We start from the raw sequence: 24,742 nt of genomic DNA, 5'->3' as shown, positions 1-24,742 counted from the left end.
GGACGTTTAGCTCAGCTGGGAGAGCACCTGCCTTACAAGCAGGGGGTCACAGGTTCGATCCCTGTAACGTCCATTGGGTCGTTAGCTCAGTTGGTAGAGCAGTGGACTTTTAATCCATGGGTCCTGGGTTCGAGCCCCAGACGACCCATTATATATTGCACCTATAGCGCAACTGGATAGAGTGTCTGACTACGAATCAGAAGGTTGAAGGTTCGAATCCTTCTAGGTGCATTAACAATAGAATAGTTGTTAAATTTTCGGGACGTAGCTCAGCTTGGTAGAGCACCTGGTTTGGGACCAGGGGGTCGCAGGTTCGAATCCTGTCGTCCCGATTATATGACATGTAGTTGTCATAGTTCGCGGTGTAGCTCAGCTGGCTAGAGCGTCCGGTTCATACCCGGGAGGTCGAGGGTTCGATCCCCCCCGCCGCGATATTATCATAATGCGGATGTAGTACAATGGCTAGTGCTCCAGCCTTCCAAGCTGGGAATGCGGGTTCGATTCCCGTCGTCCGCTTAGTTATGATTATCTCTAAAATTCTCTAATGGAGGATTTTAGAGATTTTTTTTACTTTAATTTAATATTAAAAACATTAAACTTGTTACTCAGATGCATGAATTTTATTAGTGTTATATAATGAGTAATATCAATTATTTTTTTGGGGGGATTATGAAAACAATTATTTTTGATGTCGATGGTACCTTATTGAGTACTGAAGCGATGTATATGCAATCTCTTATTCAAACATTTAAGGATAGAGGTATTGAAAAATCATATGAAGAAGTATATAGAGTTTTTGGATTACCATCATTAGATGGTCTGATTAAAATGAATGCTCCTGAACCCGAAAAAATGCAACTAGAGTGGCAAAGTCATTATAAAGATTTTTGGCATGAAGTAAAAGTGTTCAACGGTGTAGATGAGATGTTGGTAAATCTAAAAGCAAATAAATTTATACTAGGAATTGTAACATCTAATACAAAAGAAGAATTTAGGGATAATACGAGCCAATTTGATCTTGCTAAATATTTTGATCAGTTTGTGTTTGCTGGTGAAACACCTAAAATGAAACCTGCTGCTGATCCAATTTTAAAATCATTAAATGATTTACAAGCTGATCCGCAATTTGCAATGTATATTGGTGATTCGATCCATGATATGCAAGCAGCTCACAATGCTGGTATAAAATTTGGTATGGCTGCGTGGGGAGTACGTGATCAAATGATTTTTTATAATCAAGCTGATTATATTTTTAAAACGCCACAAGAATTATTTGATTTTGCGATGAGTAACAGATGATTTTTTAATAATTTTTTGAAAGAAGTGATTACAATGGATAACCGAGCAATAGGTTATATAGATTCTGGCATAGGTGGTTTGTCTGTTGTTAAAAAAGCATTAGAGCAATTACCAAATGAGCAAGTATATTATGTTGGTGACACTGCCAGAATGCCATATGGACCAAGACAACCTAAAGAAGTCAAAAAATTCACTTGGGAATTAGTTAATTTTTTGACAGACAAAAATATTAAATTGTTGGTGATAGCATGTAATACTGCAACAGCAGCAGCGTTAGATGAATTAACTGCTAACTTAGACATACCAGTAGTTGGTGTTATACAACCTGGTGTTCAGACGGCAAATAAGGTGACGAAAACACAGGAAATTGGTGTGATTGCAACACAGGGAACGGTGAATTCGCAAGCGTATTATAATGGGTTAAAGAAAGTAAATAAAGCTAACCATATTACACAATTAGCAGCGCCACGATTGGTTGAAATTGCTGAACAGCCTGTTAAAGATACAGGTGTAATACAACAGGAAATAATAAAAATATTATCGCCAATTAAACAAGGCAATGTTGATACATTAGTTCTTGGATGTACCCACTTTCCATTATTAGCATCATATATTCAACGGGCAGTGGGTGAACAAGTTAAACTTGTTGATGCTGGTGCAGCTGCAGTATCAGTTGTTGCCAATATTTTAAAAGAACAAGATATACAGCATGAATCATTAACAGTCACCCCACAAAAACATGATGAATATTATACAACGGGTAATCAAAAAACTTTTTTGAAGTTAGCACAAAGCTGGCTACAAACAAATAGTTTAGATGTCAAACATTTGGCTATACAAGATGGTTGTTTAATACTTAATAAGTAATCGATAATTAAATAGGAGTATTTAAAATGGCGAAAATTATTTTTGCATCTAAAAACAATGGTAAAATCCGTGAATTTCGTGAGTTTTTAACACCATTTGGCGTGGAAGTTATTTCATTGAATGATTTAAAAAATGTTCCTGAAATAGAAGAAAATGGCGCAACATTTGAAGAGAATGCAACGATTAAAGCACATACGATTGCCCAATTTTATCATTTACCCGTGGTCGCTGATGATTCTGGTTTGAGTGTGGATGCTTTGCATGGTGCTCCAGGAGTTCATTCTGCTAGGTATGCAGGAGACCATGATGATTTGGCTAATAATAAAAAATTACTTGCTGAATTAATTAATGTACCATTTCCTAAGCGGACAGCAACTTTCCACACTGTCATTGTTGGGTTAAAACCTTCTGGTGAAAAAATTGTTATCGATGGCGCAGTTAATGGGCATATTTTAACGGCATTTCGTGGTAATAATGATTTTGGTTATGATCCATTATTTTATTATGATGCTTTAGATAAAACCTTTGCCGAAATGACCCCGACAGAAAAGAATGATGTTTCACATCGTGGAAATGCCTTACGTAAGTTCATAACAGTCTTTAAAGAATGGTGGGAGGATTAAAAATGGATTATTTAATTATTTCTGATACACATGGTGATCGTCAAATTTTGGTGGATATCGTAAATCACTATCAAGGACATGTTAAGTCAATGTTTTACAATGGTGATTCAGAATTAAAGCGATCAGACGAATTATTTGATACTTTACTACCCGTTATTGGTAATATGGATACTGATCCAATGTTTCCTGATGACCGTGATTATCAAGATAAATATTTAAAACTTTATCAAACACATGGACATCTTGTGCATACTGAATTATCACTTAATCATTTAAGAGAAGTAGTTGCGCCAAAAGATGTTGATGTAGTTACTTCAGGTCATACACATATGTTAGGTGCTGAAATGATTGATGGTAAATTATTTGTTAACCCTGGATCAATTTCATTACCTAAAGGGACCTATGCTTATTTAAAAGGAACTTATGCTCTTTTGTCAGTTGAACCTGAACAATTTCATGTTCAGTTTTATACACGTGATATGCAACCAGTACCAGAATTGGTATTTGAATTTAATCGTTAAATAAAAATTACGTAGAGGACATGATAGCATGTTATCTACGTAATTTTTTTGAATGTTAATTACTGCCTTCTTCATAATTAATTAAATGAGGGGTAGAAGTTAAACCATTTGGTTGGTGAACCGGATTAAAAATGAGTGATAGTTCGTTAGTTGAAAAGTCTGACGTTTTAAACGCATATTTTTCTTGATTTGAGTCACAAACAATCATTGTTGGATAATTCGTAATATCCATAGTAGCTGCCATATTTTGATCTTGCTTTAGAGCTAACATGGTAGCAGGTGTATTATAGTCTTCTAAAAAAAGATTAGTATCTAAATTTAATTTAGCTAAAGTTGTGAGTACTAATGATTTAGAATATGGTGTGTTATTTAAGAGTAATTCCTGCATTTTTGCGTAGAACATTCTAGCTGCTTTTTTACCTTGCGACTGCACAGCTTTGGTATCTAATGCAAGTTGTGATAAATTTCGAGCCACAGTAGCATAGTCAACTTTTAATTGATTACGCCGCTTTAATTCTATATAAGTATCTCTGACTGATTGCATTGTGACGACGGGTATCATACGGTAAGAAACAAACTGTGAGGTTTGCTTAATATAATTAGTGACTTTCTTTTCTGACAGGATACTATCAGCTGAAAGCGGAGTTACGAAGTGGTACACTTCTAACATGACAAGCGATAACCTCCAAAAAACATTTTTTACATACCAAACAATGGTACGCTATTATTACTAGTGTGTCTATATAATTGCTTTATTCAATATAACATGATTAATTAAAAAAAGCGGGATATGATTATTATTTAAATAATACTGGTAAGAACCGCATACTAATTGTAAAATTAAGTCATTGTGTTATTTGTTATATCAAGCTAATTTGATTATATAATTTTTGGACTGAGTCCGACAATTTTTTTGCTTATAGCTTGTGCTTTCAGTATTAGTAGTTTGGTAGTATATATGACGGGATACGTATTTTGTAACGATTAGACACAAAGCAAATAATTGGGGGTTTGGAAATGACACGTGAAGAATGGGAAAAACTGTTGCAACCATATGTTCAGACAGTTGATGAATTGAAAGTGAAGTTACGGGGAATGCGTTCTGAGTTTGAAATAGAAGGTATTCACACACCCATTGAATTTGTAACTGGGCGTGTCAAAGAAATTTCAGCCATTGAAGAAAAGCTTGTTCGTCGTCATATTAGTGTGGATCGTATTGAACAAGATATGGAAGATTTAGCCGGCGTGCGTATTATGACGCAGTTTACTGAAGATATTTATAAGGTAGTTGACTTATTACGTCAACGTAAGGATATCGTTATTTTAGAAGAACGAGACTACGTTACTAATGAAAAGCCATCAGGATATCGCTCATATCATATTGTCATTGAATATCCAGTACAATTAAGTAGTGGTGAAAAGAAATTATTAGCTGAAATTCAAGTTCGAACGATGCAAATGAATGTTTGGGCAACGATTGAGCATGCTATTAATTATAAATACGATGGTGAATATACACCAGAGATGTCAGAAAAATTAAAAAAGGCTGCTACATTAAGTATGGAAGTCGATAAATTATTTTCACAATTACATAATGGTCTGGCCAATACGTCAGATAAACCGCAAGATAGTTAAAAATAAAGGATGGACTACTATATGAAGATTTCTATATATAGTAATAATGTGCCACATTCACGTGCTGTTGTCTCGTTGTTAAAAGACAAATTATCAGTACGGAGTAATGGTAAAGTAATATTTGATGATGAAAATCCGGAAGTGGTTATTACTGTTGGTGGTGATGGTACTTTGTTAGGTGCCTTTCATCATTATACAAATCAATTAGATAAAATTAGATTCATTGGTGTGCATACTGGTCATTTAGGCTTTTATGCAGATTGGCAATATTTCGAACTGGATGACTTAGTCGAAAGTTTAATTAACCAAGAAACTACGGCTAAAACAGTGAAGTATCCGCTATTAAATGCAACTTTGCATTACACAGATGGACACGAAGAAACAGTGTTAGCGTTAAATGAAGCAGCAATTAAGCGACCACTTGGTACGTTAGTTGCAGATGTTTATATTCAAAATGAATTGTTTGAACGCTTTCGTGGTGACGGGTTAACAGCCTCAACGCCAACTGGTTCAACCGCCTATAATAAAGCCATTGGTGGTGCAGTGATGCACCCAAGCTTACAAGCTATTCAATTAGCAGAAATTGCTTCAATCAATAGTCGTGTATTTCGAACGTTGGGATCACCGTTAATTATTGGAAATCATGAAGTTATCAAAATTCAGTTAGAAAATGATGGTTCAGCGGTTACATTCAGTTATGATCATTTAAATAAAATTTCTTCTAATATTGATTGGATTTCATTTAAAGTTGCAAATCAAAAAATTCAATTTGCTGAGTATCGACACATGCATTTTTGGCATCGTGTGCAGGCTAGTTTTATTGGCACGGAGGTAAAATAAATTGGCCCATTTTAGTTGGCAAAATCAAAGTGATGAAACATTACGAATCAAAAACTTTTTGGCGCAGCGTGGTGTTTCACATCGTATGTTTTCAATCATTAAACGTGGTGGCGGACAAGTATTATTAAATAAAAAACCAGTTTTAACTTTGGATGAGGTTGCACCTGGCGATTTTGTTGAAATAAATATGCCACCAGAGACATCCAATGCTGTTGTTGCTGCATCTAATTTACCAATCAGAATTTTGTTTGAAGATGAAAATTGGTTGTTAGTAGATAAAGAAGCAGGTATGACATCTGTTCCTGGTAAAGCTGATCGTGAAACAACAATGGTTAATCGGGTTAAAGGATATCTGATTTCAACCGGGGCAGAGGATCTTGTACCACATGTTGTGACACGTTTGGATAGATTCACGTCAGGGGTCGCTTTGCTAGCGAAGCATCGTTTTGCCCACGGTTTATTAGATAAGCAACTACAAAAGCATACAGTTGATAAGCGCTACTATGCAATAGTTGATGGTGTTTTGGATGATGATCACGGCCTTATTGACGCCCCTATTGGTCGTATGGATGATGATTTCATTCGACGTGAGGTAAGAGAAGATGGGCGTTCATCACAAACAGAATATTGGGTTGTTAAAAGAATGCCTAATCAAACACTGGTCCGTGTCCAATTACATACTGGGAGAACGCATCAAATTAGAGTGCACTTTAAGTATCTTGGTCATCCATTAATTGGTGATGAAATTTATGGTGGACCAATGGATAGAGGGATTTCAAGACAAGCATTACATGCATATTGGTTAGAGTTTTATGATCCATTTATTCAAAGTAAATTACATGTAAACAGCGCTGTACCAGCAGATTTAAAAGAAGTTTTATTAAATGATATGTCAGAAGAGGAAATTGACAAATTGTAATAGTATGGGGAGAAGATGAAGGAAACATTACAGGATTTAACGATACGCGATGAATTATCAGAACAGGCTAATCATTTAGTATTTTATATTGAAAATAATGAAAAGAATGCTTTTTTAGATAGTTTTGATGAATTACACACATATGATCAAGCAGTTTTTTATATTTCACTAACAACTCAATTGCGTCATCAAATCATTAAATGGGTAACACCGACAGAATTAGCTGATATTTTTGATGAAATTGATCCAGAAGATGTTGATTTTGAAAATCTTTTGTCAGAAATGGCGCCTCGTTATGCAGCAAATATGCTATCTGATATGTATACTGATAATGCGGTTGATTTACTTTCACAGGTCGAACCAGAAGAATTGGCCATGTACTTATCTTTGATGCCCAAAGATAGTATGGATGAAATTAAACGCTTACTAAAGTATGAAGATGATACTGCCGGTTCTTTGATGAGTACAGAATTTATTTCTATTAATCAAAAGTTGACAATTGGCGAAGCGATGGTTGTTGTCAAAGAGGCTGCACAGGGTGCTGAACAAATCAATTATATTTATGTACTTGATGATGAGGGTGCCTTAGTTGGTGTTATTTCATTAAAGTCATTGATTATTTGGCCCGATGCAGCCAAAATATCTGAAGTCATGGACACCAATTTGATTACGGTTGGCCCTGTTGATGATCAAGAAGATGTTGCTAAAATTATGGCAGATTATAATTTCGTTGCATTACCGGTTGTCGCAAAGCATAATATGATTGGTATGATTACAGTTGACGATATTGTTGACGTTATTGATGCTGAGGCTGCCGAAGACTACTCTCGTCTAGCTGGTGTTGACGTGGTAACGTTAGAAGATAATCCTTTAAAGTCAGCGCTAAAACGTCTTCCTTGGTTAATCGGATTAATTTTTTTGGGGATGGGTACGGCTTCTGTTATTGATGGTTATAATTATTTAGTTGCTGAAACCTCAATTTTAGCAGTTTTTATTTCATTAATTACAGGAACTGCAGGAAATGCCGGTACGCAATCATTGGCCGTTGCAGTCAGAAGAATTGCTTTGAAAGAGAAAAAAACGTTAGCTAAATCATTGTTAGTGGAAATTCTGATTGGGTTAATGATTGGCATAATTGCAGGCGTAACCATTTTCTTAGTTATTTTGGTTTGGAAACATAATTTATTGTTAGGAATTGCGGTTGGTCTAGCAATGGGGGTTGCTATTTTGGTAGCCAATGTTGCAGGTGCATTTATTCCAATGATTATGGATAAAGTTGGTGTTGATCCAGCGGTTGCTTCAGGTCCATTTATTTCGACATTGTCTGATTTAACTTCTGTTATCATTTATTTTAATGTGGCAAAATTATTTATTGATAAATTTATGATGCACTAATTTGGCGTATAAGGCTGGTTGCTTGCCTACTTAGTGGATTCATGATAAAATTAAAATTGTTATTGAATATGCTCTTAATTGAGTGGCCGGATTTTTTCTCGGCCGCTCATTTTTTTAAGGAGTTTATTAAGTTAATTAGAAAAGATAAATGAAGGGAGGTTTAGAATGGCGAAAGTTATAGAGGATGTTCAAGCAATTTTAAAACCTGTATTAGTTAAAAAAGGTTTTGATTTATGGGATGTTCTGTATGAGAAACAAGAAGGTGATTTTGTTCTTCGTGTATTTGTAGATCGTGTTGAGGGTGAAATTAATATGGATGACTTGGTGATGTTAACTGAAGTCATTAGCGAGGAACTAGACAGTATTACGCCTGATCCATTCCCACAAGCATACCTTCTAGATGTCTCATCACCAGGGGCAGATCGTGAATTAAAACAACCACAAAATTATTTGTGGGCAATTGGAAAATTTATTGAGGTTGATTTATCAGTTGCGTCTTCGGGTGTTGATAATTATATTGGCCAATTAGTATCATTTGCCGATGATGAATTAACATTGGATGTATTTTCAAAGGCTAAACATCAGCTCATTAATGTACCACTTACCAATGTGAAATCTGCTCGACTTTCAGTGAGTCAAGATCGCATATTAGTAAGCGATGAAGATTATGATTGGGCACTTAATAAATTAGTACACGTCTCAACTTATCAAAAAATTGATGGTCAAAAAGAATTTTCGGGTGAACTAAGCCAAATAACAAATGATAATTTAATTGTTAAAAACGATGATGATAGTGAGTTTGTTATTCCACGTCGTGCAGTAGCCCAAGCAAGACAATCAAATGATTTTTAAAAATACGGAGAAACAAAATGAGTAAGGAATTAGTGTCAGCTCTTGATGCATTAGAAGAAGAGAAGGGAATTAAAGCAGAAGTTCTAATTGAAGCTCTTGAAGAAGCCTTGAAAAAGGCTTATGAGAAAAATTATGACGAATCACAAAATGTTGAAGTACAATTCGACAATAAAAAAGGAAACATTAAAGTTTACGCAGTAAAAACTGTTGTTGACGAAATTGATGAACCTTATGAACAAATCACTTTGGAAGACGCTCTTGATATTAACAAGGCTTATGAAGTTGGGGATGAAATCCGATTTGAAGTAACACCAAAAGACTTTGGTCGTTTAGCAGCTCAAACTGCTAAGCAAATTATTATGCAAAAAGTACGTGAAGCAGAGCGTGGTGCTGTCTATGATAATTTTGTTGGTTATGAAGATGAAATTGTTACTGGGGAAGTTGAACGTGAAGATTCTCGTTACCTATATATCATTTTGCCTGGAAATCAAATGGCTGCAATGAAGCCAACTGACCAAATGCCTAGTGAATCATACCAAATGGGTGATAAAATTAAGGTTTTGGTTGCACAAGTGCAAAATGAAAAGAAGGGGCCACAAGTATTTGTTTCACGTACGCACCCTGGTTTGGTTAAGCGTCTTTTTGAAGCCGAAGTACCTGAAGTTTTTGATGGCACTGTTGAAATTAAATCAATTGCCCGTGAAGCTGGTGACCGCTCAAAAATCGCTGTATATTCACACAATGAAAATCTAGATGCAGTTGGAACAATGGTTGGACAAGGTGGCGCCCGTGTCCAAACTGTTGTTACAGAATTGTCTGGTGAAAATATGGATATTGTGGAGTGGACGGAGGATCCAGCTGAATTTATTAAAAATTCATTGAATCCGGCTGAAGTTGTTGAAGTTATTTTTGATAAGAATAACGATCGTGCTGCTACGGTCCTTGTACCAGATTATCAACTATCATTGGCTATTGGAAAGCGTGGTCAAAATGCCCGTTTAGCTGCCCGTTTAACTGGTTTTAAGATTGACATTAAGCCTGAATCAGCTCGTGATGAAGTTATTGCGACACTCAATGAACAACCAGTTTTTAAAAAAGCTGATGATTACAATACAGGATTTGAATTAGACGACGATTCAGAAGAATAGGAGATACCGTTTATGAAACCACGTAAGATTCCAATGCGTAAAGATATTGTTACTGGGGAAATGGTACCCAAAAAGGAACTTGTTCGTATTGTGCGAACACCAGAAGGTGAAGTCACCTTAGATCCATCAAATCGAGCAAACGGTCGTGGTGCGTACATCTCTCTATCAGTTGAAGTAGCAGAAACTGCGAAGAAAAAGCGTATTTTTGATAAAGTATTTGAAACAAAACTTGATGACCAATTTTATGATGACTTAATTGCATACGTCGACCATCAAGCAGCACGTAAGGAGTTATTCGGTGATGCAAAATAGGCAAAAATTATTAAACTTATTGGGTCTTGCTAGGCGTGCAGGAAAATTAGTAACTGGTGAAGATTTAGTTTTGAATGCAATTCGTTCTGGCAAAGCAAGTTTAGTATTTTTTGCAGCTGATGGTGGTGAATCAAGTAAAAAGAAATTCACTGACAAGACAAACAGTTATAAAGTTGCGTTTTCAACGACATTTACACGCCAAGAATTGGGTGATGCAACAGGGTTAGCACGAACGGTTATTGCTGTTGCCGATCAAGGCTTTGCGAAAAAAATGCGAGAATACTTAGATAATTAGGAGGAAGTTATATGACCAAGCGAGTTTATGAGTTGGCAAAAGATTTAAATATTTCATCAAAGGATCTAGTGTCAATTGCAAATGGGGTTAATATACCAGTTAAAAATCATATGTCTACATTAGATGATAAGACGGTTAAAACATTGACAACTGCTGCAAAAAACAAGAAGAACAACCAATCACCAAAGTCACAATCAGGTGATCAAAATAAGAATGTAAAGCGTGAAGGTAACCAAACGCCACGCAATAAGGCAAATGGTTCTCAACCACGTACTACTAGCGACAGTAACAACGGTCGTAATAACACAAATAACAACCGTAATTCACAAAATAAGAACCGTCGTTTTAATAATAACAAAAATAACAACGGTAATCGTAACAATAATCGACGCGGTAAGAAAGGTCCTGGACGTAACCGTAATAATAATGAAAACCGTCCAGCACCAACTGTTCGTAAGGAACAACCATTACCAGAAACACTTATTTATTCAATTGGTATGAACGTACAAGATATTGCTAAGTTGATCCATCGTGATGCAACTGAGATTATCAAAAAGATGTTTATGTTGGGTGTGATGGTTAACCAAAATCAGTCATTAGATGCTGATACAATTGAATTGTTAGCAGCCGATTATGGTATTGAAGCTGAGCAAAAAGTTGAAGTTGATATTGCCGACTTAGACAAGTCTTTTGAGTCTGAAGACGATGATAAAGATAACATGTCACCACGTGCACCAGTGGTTACAATTATGGGACACGTTGATCATGGTAAAACAACTTTGCTTGATTACCTACGTAATTCACACGTCACTGATGGTGAAGCTGGTGGTATTACGCAACATATCGGTGCTTACCAAACTAAATTAAATGATCGTGTTGTAACATTTTTGGATACTCCTGGACACGCAGCCTTTACCGCAATGCGTGCACGTGGGGCAGATATTACCGATATTACTGTATTGGTTGTTGCAGCTGATGATGGTGTTATGCCACAAACAGTTGAAGCAATTAACCACGCCAAGGCTGCGGGTACGCCGATTATTGTTGCCGTTAACAAGATTGATAAGCCGGGAGCAAACCCAGAAAATGTTATTAATCAATTAATGCAATATGAATTGATCCCTGAAGCATTGGGTGGAGATACTATCTTTGTTAATATTTCAGCTAAGTTTGGTCAAAACATTGATGAATTATTAGAAATGATTCTATTAACGGCTGATGTTTTGGAACTTGAAGCAAACCCTAACAAGCAAGCCGCTGGATCAGTTGTTGAGGCACGTTTGGATAAGGGCCGTGGAACTGTTGCAACTGTGCTTGTTCAACAAGGAACAATGCATGTTGGTGACCCCATCGTTGTTGGTAACACGTATGGTCGTGTACGTACAATGACTAATGATCGTGGACGCCGTGTTAAGGAAGCTTTGCCATCTACGCCGGTTGAAATTACTGGATTAAATGATGTACCATCAGCTGGTGATCGTTTTGTTGTCTTTGCAGACGAGAAGACAGCGCGTGCAGCAGGTGAAGAGCGTGCAAAGCGTGCTGTTATTGCAGAACGAAACCGTAATAACATCGTTTCAGTTTCAGATCTATTTAACAAAATGGCTGAAAAGCAAATGAAGTCTGTGCCTGTTATTATTAAGGCAGATGTTCAAGGTTCAGTTGAAGCATTGGCAGGTTCATTTAATAAAATTGATGTTGAAGGTGTTAAGGTTGATATTATTCACACAGCCGTTGGAGCAATTAACGAGTCTGATGTGACGCTTGCTGAAGCATCAGGAGCTATCATTGTTGGATTTAATGTTCGTCCTACACCACAAGCTAAGCAACAAGCTGATTCAGATAAGGTAGAAATTCGTCTACACAGCGTTATCTATAACGCCATTGATGAAATTGAAGCTGCAATGAAGGGGCAATTAGACCCAGAGTTTGAAGAAAAGATTGTTGGTACTGCCGAGGTTCGTGACCTATTTAAGGTATCTAAGGTTGGTACAATTGTTGGTGGTATGGTGATGTCTGGTAAGATTACCCGTAATTCTTCAGTTCGTTTGATTCGTGATGGTATTGTTATCTTTGATGGTAAAATCGGTTCACTACGTCGTTACAAGGACGATGTTAAAGAAGTTAAGAACGGTTATGATTTCGGTCTAACTATTGAAAAGTACAATGACGAAAAGGTTGGCGATGTTATTGAAGCTTACGAAATGGTAGAAATTCCACGCTAATCCTCGTTATATAACAATATTGATAGGAGGAAGTTAATATGGCACGACAAAACTTTCGTGTTGGTCGGTTGGAACAAGAAATTCAACGTGAAGTCAATGACTTATTACTAAAGCGCATTCGTGATCCACGAGTAGAAGGTGTAACAGTAACCGGAGTTGAAGTAACCGGCGATTTACAACAAGCAAAGATATTTTATAGCGTGTTATCTGAATTGGCTTCTGTTAATAAGAAGGCTGCAGATGGACTTGATGCCGCAACTGGTTTAATTCGTAAAGAATTGGGTTCACGGTTGCGTATCTATAAAACGCCCGAGCTAAAATTTGTTAAAGACGAATCAGTACAGTATGGTGATAAAATTGATGATTTAATTCGTCAATTACATCGAGATTAATTGATTACACTTTAGCTAAGCCAAATAATTAATTAAAGGGTCTTTCTTTGCTACAAGATTGTGGTATGAGAGACCCTTTAATATACATATAGTTTTTAGGATAAAGGAGAATGATATGGACGGAATCTTACCAATCTATAAAGAAGCAGGCATGACTTCGCATGATGTCGTTTTTAAATTACGCCGTATTTTAAACATGAAAAAAATTGGTCATGCAGGAACTTTGGATCCGAATGTTGATGGTGTATTGCCAATTGCTTTAGGGAAAGCCACTAAAACGATCGAATTTTTACAAGAGGCAGGTAAAACTTATACTGGTTCAGTCACCTTAGGGTTTGCAACAACGACAGAGGATTTGGATGGGGAAGTTATTGAAACCAAAGCCTTAGAGTGTCCTTTTTCAGTTGATGAAATACAAACCGCTATGGCTTCATTAACTGGTGAAATTGTACAAATTCCGCCTATGTACTCAGCGGTAAAGGTTAATGGTCGTCGTTTATATGATTATGCACGTGCTGGAGAAATAGTTGAACGACCACACCGACAAGCAACAATATATGAGTTTAATTTAACATCAGAACCAGTTTTTGATGTTAAAAAACAGACGCAGTCATTTACATTTGTTGCGAAAGTTTCTAAGGGAACTTATATTCGAACTTTAGCCGTTGATTTAGGTAGACAATTAAAGGTACCTTCTGTTATGAGTCAACTGACCCGCGTTAACGCTGGTGGATATGAGATTAAACAGGCACATAGTCTAAATGATATCGCTAATCGAATGAAATTAGATAGTGAATTAGGTGAGTGGCTAATGCCTCTTTCAACAGCAGTTGAGCAATTTATACATGTTGAATTAAGTGATGAACAATGGGAACAAGTAAAGCATGGTATTGGACAACCAGCTAGTTTGTTAGAACCAATACAAGATAAAATTGTTTTGACGTATCATGGTGAGGTTAAATCGGTCTTCCATTGGCGAAAAGATAAAAATCAGTATCGGGCATATCGAACTTTCTCAATCGAGTAATGGTGCAATACCATATTATGTTATGATTGGTATATTGAATACAAAGAAAAGAAGGTCTTAGCGATGGAAGTTATTTATTTGCATCATCCATATAAACCTGATCAAATTAAAAAAGATCCAATTGTGTTAGCAATGGGTTTTTTTGACGGTGTGCATGCCGGACACCGGATGGTTATCAAAAAGGCAGCACAAGAAGCGAAAAAACGTGGCCTTAAATTAGCAGTGTTAACTTATGATCACCACCCATCTGTGGCATTTAAAACGTATACAACACCACTAACTTATTTAACAACTTTACCAAAAAAGCTGGAAATATTGGCATCGTTAGGGGTGGATATTGCTTATGTTGTGAGCTTTACATCTCAATTTTCAAAATTAGATCCACAAGATTTTGTTAACCAATATATGGTTGGGCTACACGCAGCTGCAGTTGTGGCAGGATTTGATCATACATATGGTCCTAAAAATGCTGACATGATGCATTTACCAGTCTATGCCGAGAATCGTTTTGACGTCATTGAAGTACAACAAGTTAACGTTGATGGTCAAGAGAGTGCTTCCACACGAACACGGCAATTGATTGATAATGGTGACTTGGATGAAGCGCAAAGATTATTGTTGCGTCCGTATGAAACAACGGGTCTAATTGTGCATGGTGAGGCTAGAGGTCGTGAATTAGGTTACCCTACCGCAAATGTTGAAACAACATCTGGTGAAAGATTACCAGGTATTGGTATTTACGTTGTAGAAATGAAAATTGGTGATACTTGGTATCCTGGAATGGCGTCAATTGGCTATAATGTTACTTTTGGTGAAAACCGACCAAAGACTGTTGAAATTAATTTATTTGATTTTCATAACGCCATCTATGGGGAAACAGTCCAAGTAAAGTGGCATCATTTCTTACGTGGTGAGGTGAAATTTGCTAATAAAGAAGAACTTATTAAGCAATTAGCAAAAGATGAACAACAATCACGATTATTCTTAAAAGACAATAAGTGAAAAGGAGGTAAGTAGCTAATATGTCATTTGATGGACTATTTACACACGCAATGGTTAAGGAGTTAAATGAGACGCTTTCAGGTGGACGGATAATGAAGATTCATCAGCCATATGCAAATGAAATTTTCTTAGTTATTCGTAGTAATCGAAAAAATTATCCGGTACTATTAAGTGCTCATCCGTCTTTTGCACGTGCTCAAATTTCCCGAATTAAATATACAAATCCACAGACTGCACCAAATTTTGCGATGATGTTGCGCAAACATTTGGAAGGATCAAGACTAATACGTGTGGAGCAAGTTGAAAACGACCGTATTATTCGTTTTGTGACTTCAGGACGTGATGAATTGGGGGATGAGGAGCAAACGACTTTAATTCTTGAAATGATGGGACGCCATTCTAATTTATTTTTAGTTAACGAAGCGACGCAGCAAATTATTGATTTAATTAAACATGTACCAGCAGATCAAAATCGTGTACGTACTTTAATGCCAGGTGGAACGTATGTTTTACCACCTAAACAAGATGTTATTAATCCGTTCAATAGTTTAGAGGGGTTGGCCAATTTAATTTTGGATAATCCTAAAGTTGGTGATTTGGCTAAAGAAATTCAGCATCATTTTCAAGGTTTTGCACATGATTCAGCCAATGAATTGGCAACAGTTTTACAAGAATCAGGAAATGCATTAGCAATGGCACAAGCTTGGTTAGATAAATTTAACCAGCCAAAACCACAGTTAATTACAACTGAAAGAAATATTGCATTTGCACCATTCGATTGGTTAACGCTTACTGGCAATACGGCAACTTTTGAGATGCTTAGTGAAATGTTGGACGCATATTTTTCAGAAAAATCTGAACATGATCGTGTACAACAACAAGCAACAATTGTTTTACGGACAGTGCGTAATGAATTGAAAAAGAACAAAAATAAAATTAAAAAACAACATGCAGAACTAGAAAATGCTGACCATGCTGATGAATTCCGAATTAAAGGGGAGTTATTAACGACTTACATGTCACAAATACAGCGTGGCACAACAGAAATCACATTACCTAATTATTATGATAATAATGCGATGATGGTTATTCCATTGTCTAACCAGATTGGGCCATCACAAAACGCACAAAAGTATTTTACTAAATATAATAAATTGAAAAATTCAGTAAAATATTTGAATTCACAGATAAATTTAGCACAAAAAGAAGTCGATTACTTTGAAACATTGATTGCGCAAATTGATATTGCCTCACCAAAAGATATTGCTGAAATTCGAGAAGAATTAACGCAAGAAGGCTATTTACGTGTTCAAAGTAAAAAGAAGCAAAAAACTAAGGTCAGCCAGCCAGAAAAATTTTATGCCACTGACGGTACGTTAATCGAAGTTGGTAAAAATAATCTACAAAATGAACGTTTATCAATGAAAACGGCGAATAAATCAGATATTTGGTTACATACTAAAGATATTCCAGGATCACACGTAATTATTCATAGTAGTGATCCTTCTCAAGATACATTATATGAGGGAGCTATGTTAGCAGCGTACTTTTCTAAAGCACGTGATTCAGCTAATGTACCAGTTGACTATCTACCAGTACGTCGTCTGAGAAAACCAAATGGCAGTAAACCAGGTTTTGTTATTTTTGAGGGACAAACGACAATCGCAGTAACTCCTGATAGTCAAATTGTTCAAAAATTACGCCAAAATAATTAATAAAACACTTAAGGTCGGACTAATCACGTGTATTAGTTGGCCTTTTTTAGTATCTTATAATAGATGAGTTATTAAATAAAAATTATATAACGGGGACGTTTCATGAAAAGAGAAATTGCATTGGGTGATATACCTACCATGAAATCAGCAATTGCTAGTGGTATAAATCGGGTTGAGTTAAATGCTCATTTAGAATTGGGGGGGTTAACGCCAGCGTGGCATATAGTCGCACAAGCTGTTGATATAGCACGGGCCGCTAAAGTTGAATTGGTTGTGATGATTAGACCACGAGCGGGTAATTTTAATTACAATTATGCTGAAATTGAAAATATGCGTCAATCAATTTTATTGTTTAAAAGTTTAGGGGTCAAAATGGTTACTTTTGGTATTGTTGATGTTAAAGGCCGGTTAGATAAACACAATATGATTAAATTAATTGAGGCAGCAAAACCAATGCGAGTTGTTTATCATATGGCATTTGATGCAATTGATAATGCATATCAAGGTCAAGCATTGCAATGGCTATATCAATATGGCGTTATTCGTATTTTAACGCATGGTGGTCAACTTGATAAGAAAATAGATGAAACTATCGACCACCTACAAGAAATCGTTGCTATGGCACCTGATAAGCTGATTATTATGCCAGGTGGTGGTGTGACATATCAAAATGCAGCTAATGTTGTTGAAAAATTGGGTGTTAAAGAGGTTCACGGATCTAAAATTATCGCATTATAGCAAATTTTATTAATGAATAATTATTTGGGAGAATTGATAGATGAAAACAATTTTTGAAGCGTTAAAGCAAGCAGAAGAACAGCATAAAATTGTGTTATTAACGATCACCAAAAATCATGGGATAACTATTGCTGAATGGAAATTACTTAATTTGTTAAAAAATAAGATTAATACACAAGACAAACTATCAGTTGAAACGGGATTAGATCATTCTACTTTATCGCGTCAATTACATTCATTACAGAAAAAGGGATTGATTATGAGTGGAGTAGTTGGCCATAGTAATCGTCAATTACGCTATGAATTAACATTGGCAGGAGATGACACACTTAAAGAAGCTAACGTTAAATATGCATCTTTTCAAGATAAAGTTTTTCAATTATGGTCTGATGAAGAACTTAATATGTTACAAATATTATTAAATCGGCTGCACAAATCAATGAAGAAACCGCTTTAAAATTTTAGTTTTAGAACTAAAATGAAAACATTTTTGATTTATGGTATGATTTACCGAGTAACTAAGTCGTTTTACATATTAAAATAATTTTTTACTGATTATAAAATATAGATATATTATCAGTAATTAATTGACGTTACGATAGACGTCAAATGGCTTCGAAAGGATTTAATTAAATGAAACTTGCAGTCGTAACTGACTCAACTGCTTATTTGAGTCAGGAAGAAATTGATAAATATGATATAAAAGTCGTCTCGATACCAGTTATTATTGATGGCGTGACTTACCGTGAAGGTGTGGATATCACAACTGAAGAGTTTTATGAAAAATTAACTACATCTTCAGAATTTCCGACAACTTCACAACCAGCAGTTGGTGTTTGGTTATCATTATTTGATAATTTAAAAGCAGAAGGCTATGATGCTGCCTTGGTCATTAATTTAGCATCAACTATTTCAGGGACTGTTAGCACAGTTGCTAGCCTGAATGATATGGTTGAGGACTTTGAAGTTTATGGCTATGATTCAAAGATTACAGTGCGTCTAATGGGGCATATGGTTATGAAGGCCGCTCAAATGGCACAAGCAGGACTAGATATTACTGAAATTATCAAAACAATAGATGTGTTGTCGACAACGGTTGATGAATGCTTTATTGTTGATGATTTACAAAATCTAGTGCGCGGAGGGCGTTTGTCAAATGCCTCAGCATTTATTGGTACGATGCTAAAAATAAAGCCACTTTTAACTTTTGATAATGAAACAAATCATATTGTGCCATTTGAAAAAGTAAGATCAATGAAAAAAGCAATGCAGCGCGCAGAAACTTTATTTGCAGAAGCTAAAAATCAAGCTGATTATCCATTGCGTGCTATTGTTATTCAAGGAAATGATGAAGTGACTGGTAAAGCTTGGCATGACGAATTACAAAAAAAGTATCCTGACATGCTGATTGAATATTCATATATTGGTCCTGTGATTGGTGCTCATTTAGGAAAAGGGGCACTTGTTTTAGCCTGGTTACGTGACCCAGACTCACTTTAAGATAAAGAAAGCTGTTGTTATCCAATAGATTATTGATTGCAGCTTTTTTTGTGTAGGATGTTGACTGTAATGTAGTTACAAAGACTAGATTATAGGTTTTTGTATATTAGTTAATTGAAAAAATAATATAAAAATGAGACAATTAAGTATATTGAATTAGAGAAAACGGGGAAGTAAAGATAATGGCCCAAGTAAAAATTGTAACTGACTCGACAGCGATGTTGTTGCCGGATGAAATTGAGAAATATCAAATAACAGTAGTGCCATTAACTATTGTTATTGATGGTGTTACGTACCAAGATGGTATTACAATATCACCAGTAGAATTCATGGATAAAATGGCAGTAGCTAAAAGTTTACCACAAACTTCACAACCAGCTTTAGGATTATTCACGGAGGTATATGAGCCTTTAGTTGCTGATGAATCATCAGTTATTTCAATTCATTTGACAAAGGGATTATCTGGATCAGTTGATGCTGCCTCTCAAGCAGCAATGATGGTAGATGGGGATGTTACTGTTATTGATTCTGATCTAATTGATCGTTCACTTGGCATGATTGTTTTGGCAGCAGCTAAAAAGGCAGCTCAAGGTGCTACACGTGATGAAGTACTAGCCGAAATTGAGGCTGTAAAGACCAAAACAGAACAATATTTGATGGTCTCAAAATTAGATAATTTAGTTGCGGGTGGTCGTTTATCAAAAACGGCAGGTCTCCTAGCTGGTATGTTGAATATTCGTATTGGTGCACATGTTGTTTCAGGTAATATTAACGTTGAAACAAAAGGTCGTGGTGCGAAATCAACGAAGGCTTATTTTAAAAAGATTACTGATATCTTGCAAGCAGCTCCTAATGGTGTACATGCTATTGGTATTTCAACGGCAGGGATTCCAGAAAAGCGTGAAGAACTCGGTGAACAGTTAAAAGCAATGTTTCCAGATACGCACATTGTGTTACAACAAACAACACCGATTGTTGCAACACATACTGGTGATGCAGCTATTGGTTTTAGTTATCAATTAAATTAATTAAAGTTAATGGTTATAAAATAGCGGGACGGTCATGTCCCGCTATTTTTCGTGTCTTGGTAAATATGGTAAAATAATACATTAGGTTATCTTGTTCAGAGAGGAGTTGCTGATATGTTTAAAAAAATAATATGCTGTTTAATAGCCATGTGTGCTGTGTTTTTATTGAATACAGGGATAATTCATGCAGCTGATAAAAAAACAATTAATTTTATTGCAGTAGGCGATTCTTTAACTGAAGGAGTGGGCGATACAACTACACAACAAGGTTACACAAAAAGAACTGCACAAATTATTGCTGATAAATATGATGTTAAAGTTAAAACTGCCAATTATGGTAAAGCTGGCGATCGGTCTGACCAAATTCTAAAACGAATTAAAGCTAATCCAAAGGCAATTAAACAATTAAAAAAAGCAGATGTTATTGCTTTGACGGTGGGTGGTAATGATTTACAGCAGACACTGTTCAAAGGTATTTTTTCTAAATCTGAACAAGATGTTACGAAATATGTTGCACAAGCAATGCCGAATTATACTGAAAATTTGATAGCTTTAGTTAATTTTATCGAAAAACAAAATAACAATGCACCTATCTATTTGTTCGGTAATTATAATCCGTTATATGTTTACTTAGCTAATCGTGATGACTTAAATGCAGATGTTAAGATTTATAATGATATTAATGCTAATTTAGCATCTGCTGATCAACGAGTTTACTATGTTTCAACTTTTAAAACATTAACTTACGGTCAATATACAACAAAAATAGCACGTGAAAAATTACGGGCATCTGCTAAGCTAGCTAATCGTGGCTCGCTAAATAACAGCATGGTGACAAAAGCCTTGCAAGTAAAGGCCCAAAACGAACGTAATCATTACATAACAACGCAGGATCATTACCATCCAAATGATACGGGTTATGATAAAATGAGTGCTCTGTTAGCCCAGAAAATGGCAGCTACGAAACAGGAATGGTTAAAAATCAATGACAAAAAATAATATGCGACCAGGTGCTGACGTACGTATTAAAATGGCACGTCGGCAAGGGGCTTTTAAAGGTATTTTAGGAACATTGTTAGTGTTGGTTATCATTAGCATTGGATTAATGTTAATGCCACAAAGTCATAAGCATGTAACTGATACGAGACCAGAAATTGGACAAGCCTCATTTGAGGTCAGTATTAGTCGTAAAGAACTAAATGCTTTAGTTGAAAAATATATCAATGCAGATCCGTCATTACGTAAGCAATTTCGTTTTGAAATGCAAAAAAAAGGCATGATGGTTTATGGTACGTATCGTTTATTTGGTCAATCTGTTGATTTCGGGATGCAAATGACGCCAGAAGTAACCAAAAATGGTGGGATTTTATTACACGCAGATTCAGTTGCTGTTGGTCAATTACCATTACCGGTAAAATTTATTATGACTTATTTTGGCAAAAAAGTTGATTTACCTAAGTGGTTGATACTAGACTCGCATAAGCAAACTTTATTGATTGATTTAGGTAAAGCGCCAAAAGTACAAGGGGTACGTGTTAAAGCAGTTCAAATTGATCCCAAAAACGATAAATTTGTATTTAAAGGAGGCTTTTCAGATAAATGAGACGTTCATTTTTTCAATGGCTAATGACACAACGTAATCCAGTAACCAGTGACGAAGTTGAAAATTTTGCCAATGCAGCATTTTATGATACACAATTTCCTAAACATACGGATGATTTTGATTTTGTATCTCGGTATTTAGAAGAAAATGCGACGTATTTACACAGTATGTCGATTTTTGATCAAGCATGGTCACAATATTTGATATCAGAATCATAATGACAAATAGAGGAGTTTAATATGTCTCAAATTATACAATGGTTCCCAGGGCACATGGCGAAAGCATTTCGATTGATGCGCGAAAATTTAAAGCACGTGGATATTGTGTTTGAGTTAGTAGATGCCCGCATTCCATTATCATCACGAAACCCAGAATTAGATGAAGTTTTAGGCGACAAGCCAAGACTAATCGTAATGACTAAAACAGATCTCGCTGACCCAGAAAGAACAAGTATTTGGCGTACTTATTTTGAATCACAAGGGTTATCAGTTGTATCTTTAGATACTCGTGGCCATAAAACACCACAAATTATCACCAAAGCAGCTCGCCTAGTTTTGGCAGATAAATGGGCAAATTTGGCAGAAAAAGGAGTGCAAGATAAGGCAATCCGTGCTTTAGTAGCTGGTATTCCTAATGTTGGTAAGTCGACACTATTGAATCATTTGGTAACTAAAAACGTGGCTATCACAGGTGATCGTCCAGGAGTTACGAAAAAATTACAATGGTTAAAAACACCAACAAATTTAGAATTACTAGATACCCCAGGAGTGTTGTGGCCTAAGTTTGTTGATCAAAGAGTTGGTCAACATTTGGCGATGACTGGCGCTATCAAAGATCAATTAATTAATTTGGATGATATTGCGTTGGCTGTTTTAAAATTCTTTAGAGAATATAACTCAGAAGCGATTATAACGAGATATCATCTAAGTGAAAACATTTGGGAAACGCAATCAGATGTCGATATCCTATTAACAATTACACAAAAATTAGGATTTAAAGATGATTACAATCGTGCCGCTGAAAGGATGCTCCTTGATTTAAGACGAGGTAAAATAGGGCGTTATACGCTTGAATTACCTAGTGATAATATTGGTGAAGTAATTGATGAATCGTAAAGAAACAATTGGGTTAATAAAAGGTTTATTAAAGGGCGATCCAACTGCAGATGATTTGATACGTTGGCGACAAGACCAACGAATTGGTGTGAAAAAATTATTAGTGCAGTATGATAAACAGCAAGAAAAAGAACGGCATCAAAACCAAGCATTTGAAAACCGTCTAGTATTTGAAAAACAAGCTTGGCAACGAGGTGCACAGTTGGCCGGTGTCGATGAAGTTGGTCGGGGACCATTAGCTGGTCCTGTTGTTGCTGCAGCAGTTGTTATTGATGAGTCATTTGATATGACGATTGTGCATGATTCTAAACAATTAACTGAAAAAACACGTTTGAAATTAGATCAAGAATTACGTGAAAAGGTTGTTGATTTTGCATTTGGGATTGTTGATGCTGAACAAATTGATTCTTTAAACATCTATGAAGCTTCACGAGTTGCTATGCGTCTAGCAATTGAATCGTTACATGTACCTCTAGATGGTTTGTTGATTGATGCGATGACTGTTGACTTACCATTGCCCCAAGAAAAATTAATTAAAGGTGATGACCGGAGTATTTCTATTGGTGCAGCATCTATTTTGGCTAAAAATTATCGTGATACATTAATGAAAGACTTTGCTATGCAGTATCCTGGCTATGGCTTTGAGCGTAATGCAGGGTATGGTACTGCTGAACATTTGGCTGGCTTAGCAACTCTGGGAGTGACGCCTATTCATCGAAAAACGTTTTCACCAGTAAAAAAACATTTAAAATAATACACAAATCACGCTGTCACACGTCTCTTTTATAGTAGGAGGATGTTAGATGAAACAACGTGATTTTTTATTGTGGTTAATGTTAGTGCCAGGATTGACGATTAAAGGGCGTTATCGTATCTGGCAATATTTGGATAAAAATAAGCTAGCTAACATTAGCCTGAAATTGATTTTACAATTGAGCCGTCTCAATCAGGAAAAACAGCAATATATTTATGATTGGTATCAGCAAAAAGTTTGGCAAAGGCAATTTCAATGGCTTAAACAATGTCCTTTTATCACAATATGTGATGATCAGTATCCAAAATATTTATTATTTTGTATAGATGCCCCCATTTGTTTATTTTATCAAGGTGATTTGAAGCTATTAGACCAGCCATTGGTTGCAATTGTTGGTGCCCGTCAAGCCACGGACTACGGTAAAAAAATATTACATGCATGGATACCTTATCTGGTAAAATCAGGATTAACAACTGTTTCTGGATTAGCTTTAGGTATCGATGAATTGACACATCGTACGACATTAGCTGCCGGTGGCAAAACAATTGGTATCATTACAACGGGACTTGATTGTACCTATCCGCAACGTGATGATTTATTGCAAGAAAAGATTGCTGCCAATGGATTATTACTGTCTGAGTATTTACCTTGGCAGGGGCCTAAACGAAAAAATTTTCCGGAACGTAATCGGATTATTGCAGGTTTAAGCCATGTTTGTATCGTGGTTGAAGCTAAAAAACGTTCGGGTTCTTTGATAACAGCGATGATCGCTTTAGAACAAAATAGAACCGTAATGGCTGTACCAGGCCGTATTGATGAACAAATTTCTAAAGGGACTAATGCATTAATTTTGGCTGGAGCTACGCCTATTCTAGTGCCGCAACAAATTGTACTAGAATTCAAAAATTTTTATTAATTAGTGTAGATTTTAAACAAT

Annotated in this window: 28 protein-coding genes and 6 tRNA genes; 33 read left to right on the top strand and 1 reads right to left on the bottom strand. The window is 36.0% G+C overall.

Annotated features, from left to right (window positions below):
• From FFM61_RS04305 to FFM61_RS04260, 10 genes are all read left to right on the top strand, one after another.
• Positions 1 to 73 (top strand) — tRNA-Val (locus FFM61_RS04305).
• 2 nt (positions 74 to 75) lie between these two features.
• Positions 76 to 148 (top strand) — tRNA-Lys (locus FFM61_RS04300).
• Positions 149 to 157: 9 nt separating this feature from the next.
• A tRNA-Arg gene (locus FFM61_RS04295) sits at positions 158 to 231 on the top strand.
• A gap of 27 nt (positions 232 to 258) precedes the next feature.
• Positions 259 to 332, top strand: a tRNA-Pro gene (locus FFM61_RS04290).
• A gap of 26 nt (positions 333 to 358) precedes the next feature.
• Positions 359 to 432 (top strand) — tRNA-Met (locus FFM61_RS04285).
• 12 nt (positions 433 to 444) lie between these two features.
• Positions 445 to 516 (top strand) — tRNA-Gly (locus tag FFM61_RS04280).
• A gap of 153 nt (positions 517 to 669) precedes the next feature.
• On the top strand, positions 670 to 1,299 hold the full coding sequence (locus tag FFM61_RS04275) for an HAD family hydrolase (protein WP_074427325.1): 630 nt from the start codon (positions 670 to 672) through the stop codon (positions 1,297 to 1,299).
• Between the two features lie 33 nt (positions 1,300 to 1,332).
• Positions 1,333 to 2,166, top strand: a complete 834-nt coding sequence (gene murI, locus FFM61_RS04270) for a glutamate racemase (protein ID WP_074427326.1) — start codon at positions 1,333 to 1,335, stop codon at positions 2,164 to 2,166.
• 26 nt (positions 2,167 to 2,192) lie between these two features.
• A complete protein-coding gene (locus FFM61_RS04265; protein ID WP_074427327.1) occupies positions 2,193 to 2,789 on the top strand; it encodes an XTP/dITP diphosphatase in 597 nt (198 codons plus the stop codon).
• Positions 2,790 to 2,791: 2 nt separating this feature from the next.
• Positions 2,792 to 3,310: a YfcE family phosphodiesterase gene (locus tag FFM61_RS04260; RefSeq protein ID WP_074427328.1), complete on the top strand. Its 519-nt coding sequence runs from the start codon at positions 2,792 to 2,794 to the stop codon at positions 3,308 to 3,310.
• Between the two features lie 55 nt (positions 3,311 to 3,365).
• Here FFM61_RS04260 and FFM61_RS04255 read toward each other — a convergent pair whose 3' ends face one another.
• The gene (locus FFM61_RS04255; RefSeq protein WP_074427329.1) at positions 3,366 to 3,980 is read right to left on the bottom strand and encodes a DsbA family protein; all 615 of its coding nucleotides are present in this window, start codon (positions 3,978 to 3,980) and stop codon (positions 3,366 to 3,368) included.
• A gap of 347 nt (positions 3,981 to 4,327) precedes the next feature.
• On the opposite strand from FFM61_RS04255, the gene FFM61_RS04250 reads away from it, so the two are divergent.
• The 23 genes from FFM61_RS04250 (at position 4,328) to dprA (ending at position 24,721) form a co-directional block, all read left to right on the top strand.
• Positions 4,328 to 4,945, top strand: a complete 618-nt coding sequence (locus FFM61_RS04250) for a GTP pyrophosphokinase (RefSeq protein WP_074427330.1) — start codon at positions 4,328 to 4,330, stop codon at positions 4,943 to 4,945.
• 21 nt (positions 4,946 to 4,966) lie between these two features.
• Complete coding sequence (locus FFM61_RS04245; RefSeq protein ID WP_074427331.1) at positions 4,967 to 5,785, top strand: NAD kinase; 819 nt, start codon at positions 4,967 to 4,969, stop codon at positions 5,783 to 5,785.
• 1 nt (position 5,786) lies between these two features.
• Positions 5,787 to 6,704 (top strand): RluA family pseudouridine synthase, encoded by a 918-nt coding sequence (locus tag FFM61_RS04240; protein WP_074427332.1) that lies wholly within the window; start codon positions 5,787 to 5,789, stop codon positions 6,702 to 6,704.
• Positions 6,705 to 6,719: 15 nt separating this feature from the next.
• Positions 6,720 to 8,099 (top strand): magnesium transporter, encoded by a 1,380-nt coding sequence (gene mgtE, locus FFM61_RS04235; protein ID WP_074427333.1) that lies wholly within the window; start codon positions 6,720 to 6,722, stop codon positions 8,097 to 8,099.
• Between the two features lie 165 nt (positions 8,100 to 8,264).
• Positions 8,265 to 8,951, top strand: a complete 687-nt coding sequence (locus tag FFM61_RS04230) for a ribosome maturation factor RimP (RefSeq protein WP_074427334.1) — start codon at positions 8,265 to 8,267, stop codon at positions 8,949 to 8,951.
• A gap of 17 nt (positions 8,952 to 8,968) precedes the next feature.
• The gene (gene nusA / locus FFM61_RS04225) at positions 8,969 to 10,099 is read left to right on the top strand and encodes a transcription termination factor NusA (RefSeq protein WP_074427335.1); all 1,131 of its coding nucleotides are present in this window, start codon (positions 8,969 to 8,971) and stop codon (positions 10,097 to 10,099) included.
• 12 nt (positions 10,100 to 10,111) lie between these two features.
• Positions 10,112 to 10,411, top strand: a complete 300-nt coding sequence (rnpM, locus tag FFM61_RS04220) for an RNase P modulator RnpM (protein WP_074427336.1) — start codon at positions 10,112 to 10,114, stop codon at positions 10,409 to 10,411.
• Complete coding sequence (locus tag FFM61_RS04215) at positions 10,401 to 10,706, top strand: YlxQ-related RNA-binding protein (protein ID WP_074427337.1); 306 nt, start codon at positions 10,401 to 10,403, stop codon at positions 10,704 to 10,706. The genes rnpM and FFM61_RS04215 overlap by 11 nt, the downstream gene beginning before the upstream one ends.
• A gap of 11 nt (positions 10,707 to 10,717) precedes the next feature.
• Positions 10,718 to 12,931, top strand: a complete 2,214-nt coding sequence (infB, locus tag FFM61_RS04210) for a translation initiation factor IF-2 (protein WP_074427338.1) — start codon at positions 10,718 to 10,720, stop codon at positions 12,929 to 12,931.
• A gap of 38 nt (positions 12,932 to 12,969) precedes the next feature.
• Positions 12,970 to 13,323 carry a 30S ribosome-binding factor RbfA gene (gene rbfA, locus FFM61_RS04205; RefSeq protein ID WP_074427339.1) on the top strand — a complete coding sequence of 118 codons (354 nt, stop codon included), beginning with the start codon at positions 12,970 to 12,972 and terminating at the stop codon, positions 13,321 to 13,323.
• A 115-nt stretch (positions 13,324 to 13,438) separates the two neighbouring features.
• Complete coding sequence (gene truB, locus FFM61_RS04200; protein WP_074427340.1) at positions 13,439 to 14,350, top strand: tRNA pseudouridine(55) synthase TruB; 912 nt, start codon at positions 13,439 to 13,441, stop codon at positions 14,348 to 14,350.
• 63 nt (positions 14,351 to 14,413) lie between these two features.
• Complete coding sequence (ribF, locus tag FFM61_RS04195; RefSeq protein ID WP_074427341.1) at positions 14,414 to 15,352, top strand: riboflavin biosynthesis protein RibF; 939 nt, start codon at positions 14,414 to 14,416, stop codon at positions 15,350 to 15,352.
• 20 nt (positions 15,353 to 15,372) lie between these two features.
• Entirely contained in the window at positions 15,373 to 17,067 is a 1,695-nt protein-coding gene (locus FFM61_RS04190; RefSeq protein ID WP_074427342.1) for an NFACT RNA binding domain-containing protein, read from the top strand.
• A 102-nt stretch (positions 17,068 to 17,169) separates the two neighbouring features.
• Positions 17,170 to 17,805, top strand: a complete 636-nt coding sequence (locus FFM61_RS04185) for a copper homeostasis protein CutC (protein WP_074427343.1) — start codon at positions 17,170 to 17,172, stop codon at positions 17,803 to 17,805.
• Positions 17,806 to 17,845: 40 nt separating this feature from the next.
• Positions 17,846 to 18,262, top strand: coding sequence for a MarR family winged helix-turn-helix transcriptional regulator (locus FFM61_RS04180; protein WP_074427344.1), 417 nt, complete (start codon positions 17,846 to 17,848; stop codon positions 18,260 to 18,262).
• A gap of 176 nt (positions 18,263 to 18,438) precedes the next feature.
• A complete protein-coding gene (locus tag FFM61_RS04175; protein WP_074427345.1) occupies positions 18,439 to 19,305 on the top strand; it encodes a DegV family protein in 867 nt (288 codons plus the stop codon).
• A 182-nt stretch (positions 19,306 to 19,487) separates the two neighbouring features.
• A complete protein-coding gene (locus FFM61_RS04170; protein WP_074427346.1) occupies positions 19,488 to 20,333 on the top strand; it encodes a DegV family protein in 846 nt (281 codons plus the stop codon).
• A gap of 114 nt (positions 20,334 to 20,447) precedes the next feature.
• Positions 20,448 to 21,332: a GDSL-type esterase/lipase family protein gene (locus FFM61_RS04165; RefSeq protein ID WP_074427347.1), complete on the top strand. Its 885-nt coding sequence runs from the start codon at positions 20,448 to 20,450 to the stop codon at positions 21,330 to 21,332.
• Entirely contained in the window at positions 21,319 to 21,936 is a 618-nt protein-coding gene (locus FFM61_RS04160) for a YpmS family protein (protein WP_083194468.1), read from the top strand. The genes FFM61_RS04165 and FFM61_RS04160 overlap by 14 nt, the downstream gene beginning before the upstream one ends.
• A complete protein-coding gene (locus FFM61_RS04155; RefSeq protein ID WP_042492488.1) occupies positions 21,933 to 22,154 on the top strand; it encodes a YozE family protein in 222 nt (73 codons plus the stop codon). The genes FFM61_RS04160 and FFM61_RS04155 overlap by 4 nt, the downstream gene beginning before the upstream one ends.
• 21 nt (positions 22,155 to 22,175) lie before the next feature.
• Positions 22,176 to 23,051 (top strand): ribosome biogenesis GTPase YlqF, encoded by an 876-nt coding sequence (ylqF, locus tag FFM61_RS04150; protein WP_074427348.1) that lies wholly within the window; start codon positions 22,176 to 22,178, stop codon positions 23,049 to 23,051.
• Positions 23,041 to 23,805, top strand: a complete 765-nt coding sequence (gene rnhB / locus FFM61_RS04145; RefSeq protein WP_074427349.1) for a ribonuclease HII — start codon at positions 23,041 to 23,043, stop codon at positions 23,803 to 23,805. The genes ylqF and rnhB overlap by 11 nt, the downstream gene beginning before the upstream one ends.
• 49 nt (positions 23,806 to 23,854) lie before the next feature.
• Positions 23,855 to 24,721: a DNA-processing protein DprA gene (gene dprA, locus FFM61_RS04140; protein ID WP_074427350.1), complete on the top strand. Its 867-nt coding sequence runs from the start codon at positions 23,855 to 23,857 to the stop codon at positions 24,719 to 24,721.
• The last annotated feature ends 21 nt before the right edge of the window (positions 24,722 to 24,742 follow it).

Source organism: Weissella hellenica (assembly GCF_005405545.1).
Taxonomy (GTDB): domain Bacteria; phylum Bacillota; class Bacilli; order Lactobacillales; family Lactobacillaceae; genus Weissella; species Weissella hellenica.
The sequence above is the reverse complement of the archived record's forward strand: the minus strand, read 5'-3'. Positions and strand labels throughout refer to the sequence as shown.

Excerpts from the sequence above, each read along its gene's own strand:
- FFM61_RS04275 (WP_074427325.1), top strand. The coding sequence starts at position 670 with ATGAAAACAATTATTTTTGATGTCGATGGTACCTTATTGAGTACTGAA.
- murI (WP_074427326.1), top strand. The coding sequence starts at position 1,333 with ATGGATAACCGAGCAATAGGTTATATAGATTCTGGCATAGGTGGTTTG.
- FFM61_RS04265 (WP_074427327.1), top strand. The coding sequence starts at position 2,193 with ATGGCGAAAATTATTTTTGCATCTAAAAACAATGGTAAAATCCGTGAA.
- FFM61_RS04260 (WP_074427328.1), top strand. The coding sequence starts at position 2,792 with ATGGATTATTTAATTATTTCTGATACACATGGTGATCGTCAAATTTTG.
- FFM61_RS04255 (WP_074427329.1), bottom strand. The coding sequence starts at position 3,980 with ATGTTAGAAGTGTACCACTTCGTAACTCCGCTTTCAGCTGATAGTATC.
- FFM61_RS04250 (WP_074427330.1), top strand. The coding sequence starts at position 4,328 with ATGACACGTGAAGAATGGGAAAAACTGTTGCAACCATATGTTCAGACA.
- FFM61_RS04245 (WP_074427331.1), top strand. The coding sequence starts at position 4,967 with ATGAAGATTTCTATATATAGTAATAATGTGCCACATTCACGTGCTGTT.
- mgtE (WP_074427333.1), top strand. The coding sequence starts at position 6,720 with ATGAAGGAAACATTACAGGATTTAACGATACGCGATGAATTATCAGAA.
- FFM61_RS04230 (WP_074427334.1), top strand. The coding sequence starts at position 8,265 with ATGGCGAAAGTTATAGAGGATGTTCAAGCAATTTTAAAACCTGTATTA.
- nusA (WP_074427335.1), top strand. The coding sequence starts at position 8,969 with ATGAGTAAGGAATTAGTGTCAGCTCTTGATGCATTAGAAGAAGAGAAG.
- rnpM (WP_074427336.1), top strand. The coding sequence starts at position 10,112 with ATGAAACCACGTAAGATTCCAATGCGTAAAGATATTGTTACTGGGGAA.
- FFM61_RS04215 (WP_074427337.1), top strand. The coding sequence starts at position 10,401 with ATGCAAAATAGGCAAAAATTATTAAACTTATTGGGTCTTGCTAGGCGT.
- infB (WP_074427338.1), top strand. The coding sequence starts at position 10,718 with ATGACCAAGCGAGTTTATGAGTTGGCAAAAGATTTAAATATTTCATCA.
- rbfA (WP_074427339.1), top strand. The coding sequence starts at position 12,970 with ATGGCACGACAAAACTTTCGTGTTGGTCGGTTGGAACAAGAAATTCAA.
- truB (WP_074427340.1), top strand. The coding sequence starts at position 13,439 with ATGGACGGAATCTTACCAATCTATAAAGAAGCAGGCATGACTTCGCAT.
- ribF (WP_074427341.1), top strand. The coding sequence starts at position 14,414 with ATGGAAGTTATTTATTTGCATCATCCATATAAACCTGATCAAATTAAA.
- FFM61_RS04190 (WP_074427342.1), top strand. The coding sequence starts at position 15,373 with ATGTCATTTGATGGACTATTTACACACGCAATGGTTAAGGAGTTAAAT.
- FFM61_RS04185 (WP_074427343.1), top strand. The coding sequence starts at position 17,170 with ATGAAAAGAGAAATTGCATTGGGTGATATACCTACCATGAAATCAGCA.
- FFM61_RS04180 (WP_074427344.1), top strand. The coding sequence starts at position 17,846 with ATGAAAACAATTTTTGAAGCGTTAAAGCAAGCAGAAGAACAGCATAAA.
- FFM61_RS04175 (WP_074427345.1), top strand. The coding sequence starts at position 18,439 with ATGAAACTTGCAGTCGTAACTGACTCAACTGCTTATTTGAGTCAGGAA.
- FFM61_RS04170 (WP_074427346.1), top strand. The coding sequence starts at position 19,488 with ATGGCCCAAGTAAAAATTGTAACTGACTCGACAGCGATGTTGTTGCCG.
- FFM61_RS04165 (WP_074427347.1), top strand. The coding sequence starts at position 20,448 with ATGTTTAAAAAAATAATATGCTGTTTAATAGCCATGTGTGCTGTGTTT.
- FFM61_RS04160 (WP_083194468.1), top strand. The coding sequence starts at position 21,319 with ATGACAAAAAATAATATGCGACCAGGTGCTGACGTACGTATTAAAATG.
- FFM61_RS04155 (WP_042492488.1), top strand. The coding sequence starts at position 21,933 with ATGAGACGTTCATTTTTTCAATGGCTAATGACACAACGTAATCCAGTA.
- ylqF (WP_074427348.1), top strand. The coding sequence starts at position 22,176 with ATGTCTCAAATTATACAATGGTTCCCAGGGCACATGGCGAAAGCATTT.
- rnhB (WP_074427349.1), top strand. The coding sequence starts at position 23,041 with ATGAATCGTAAAGAAACAATTGGGTTAATAAAAGGTTTATTAAAGGGC.
- dprA (WP_074427350.1), top strand. The coding sequence starts at position 23,855 with ATGAAACAACGTGATTTTTTATTGTGGTTAATGTTAGTGCCAGGATTG.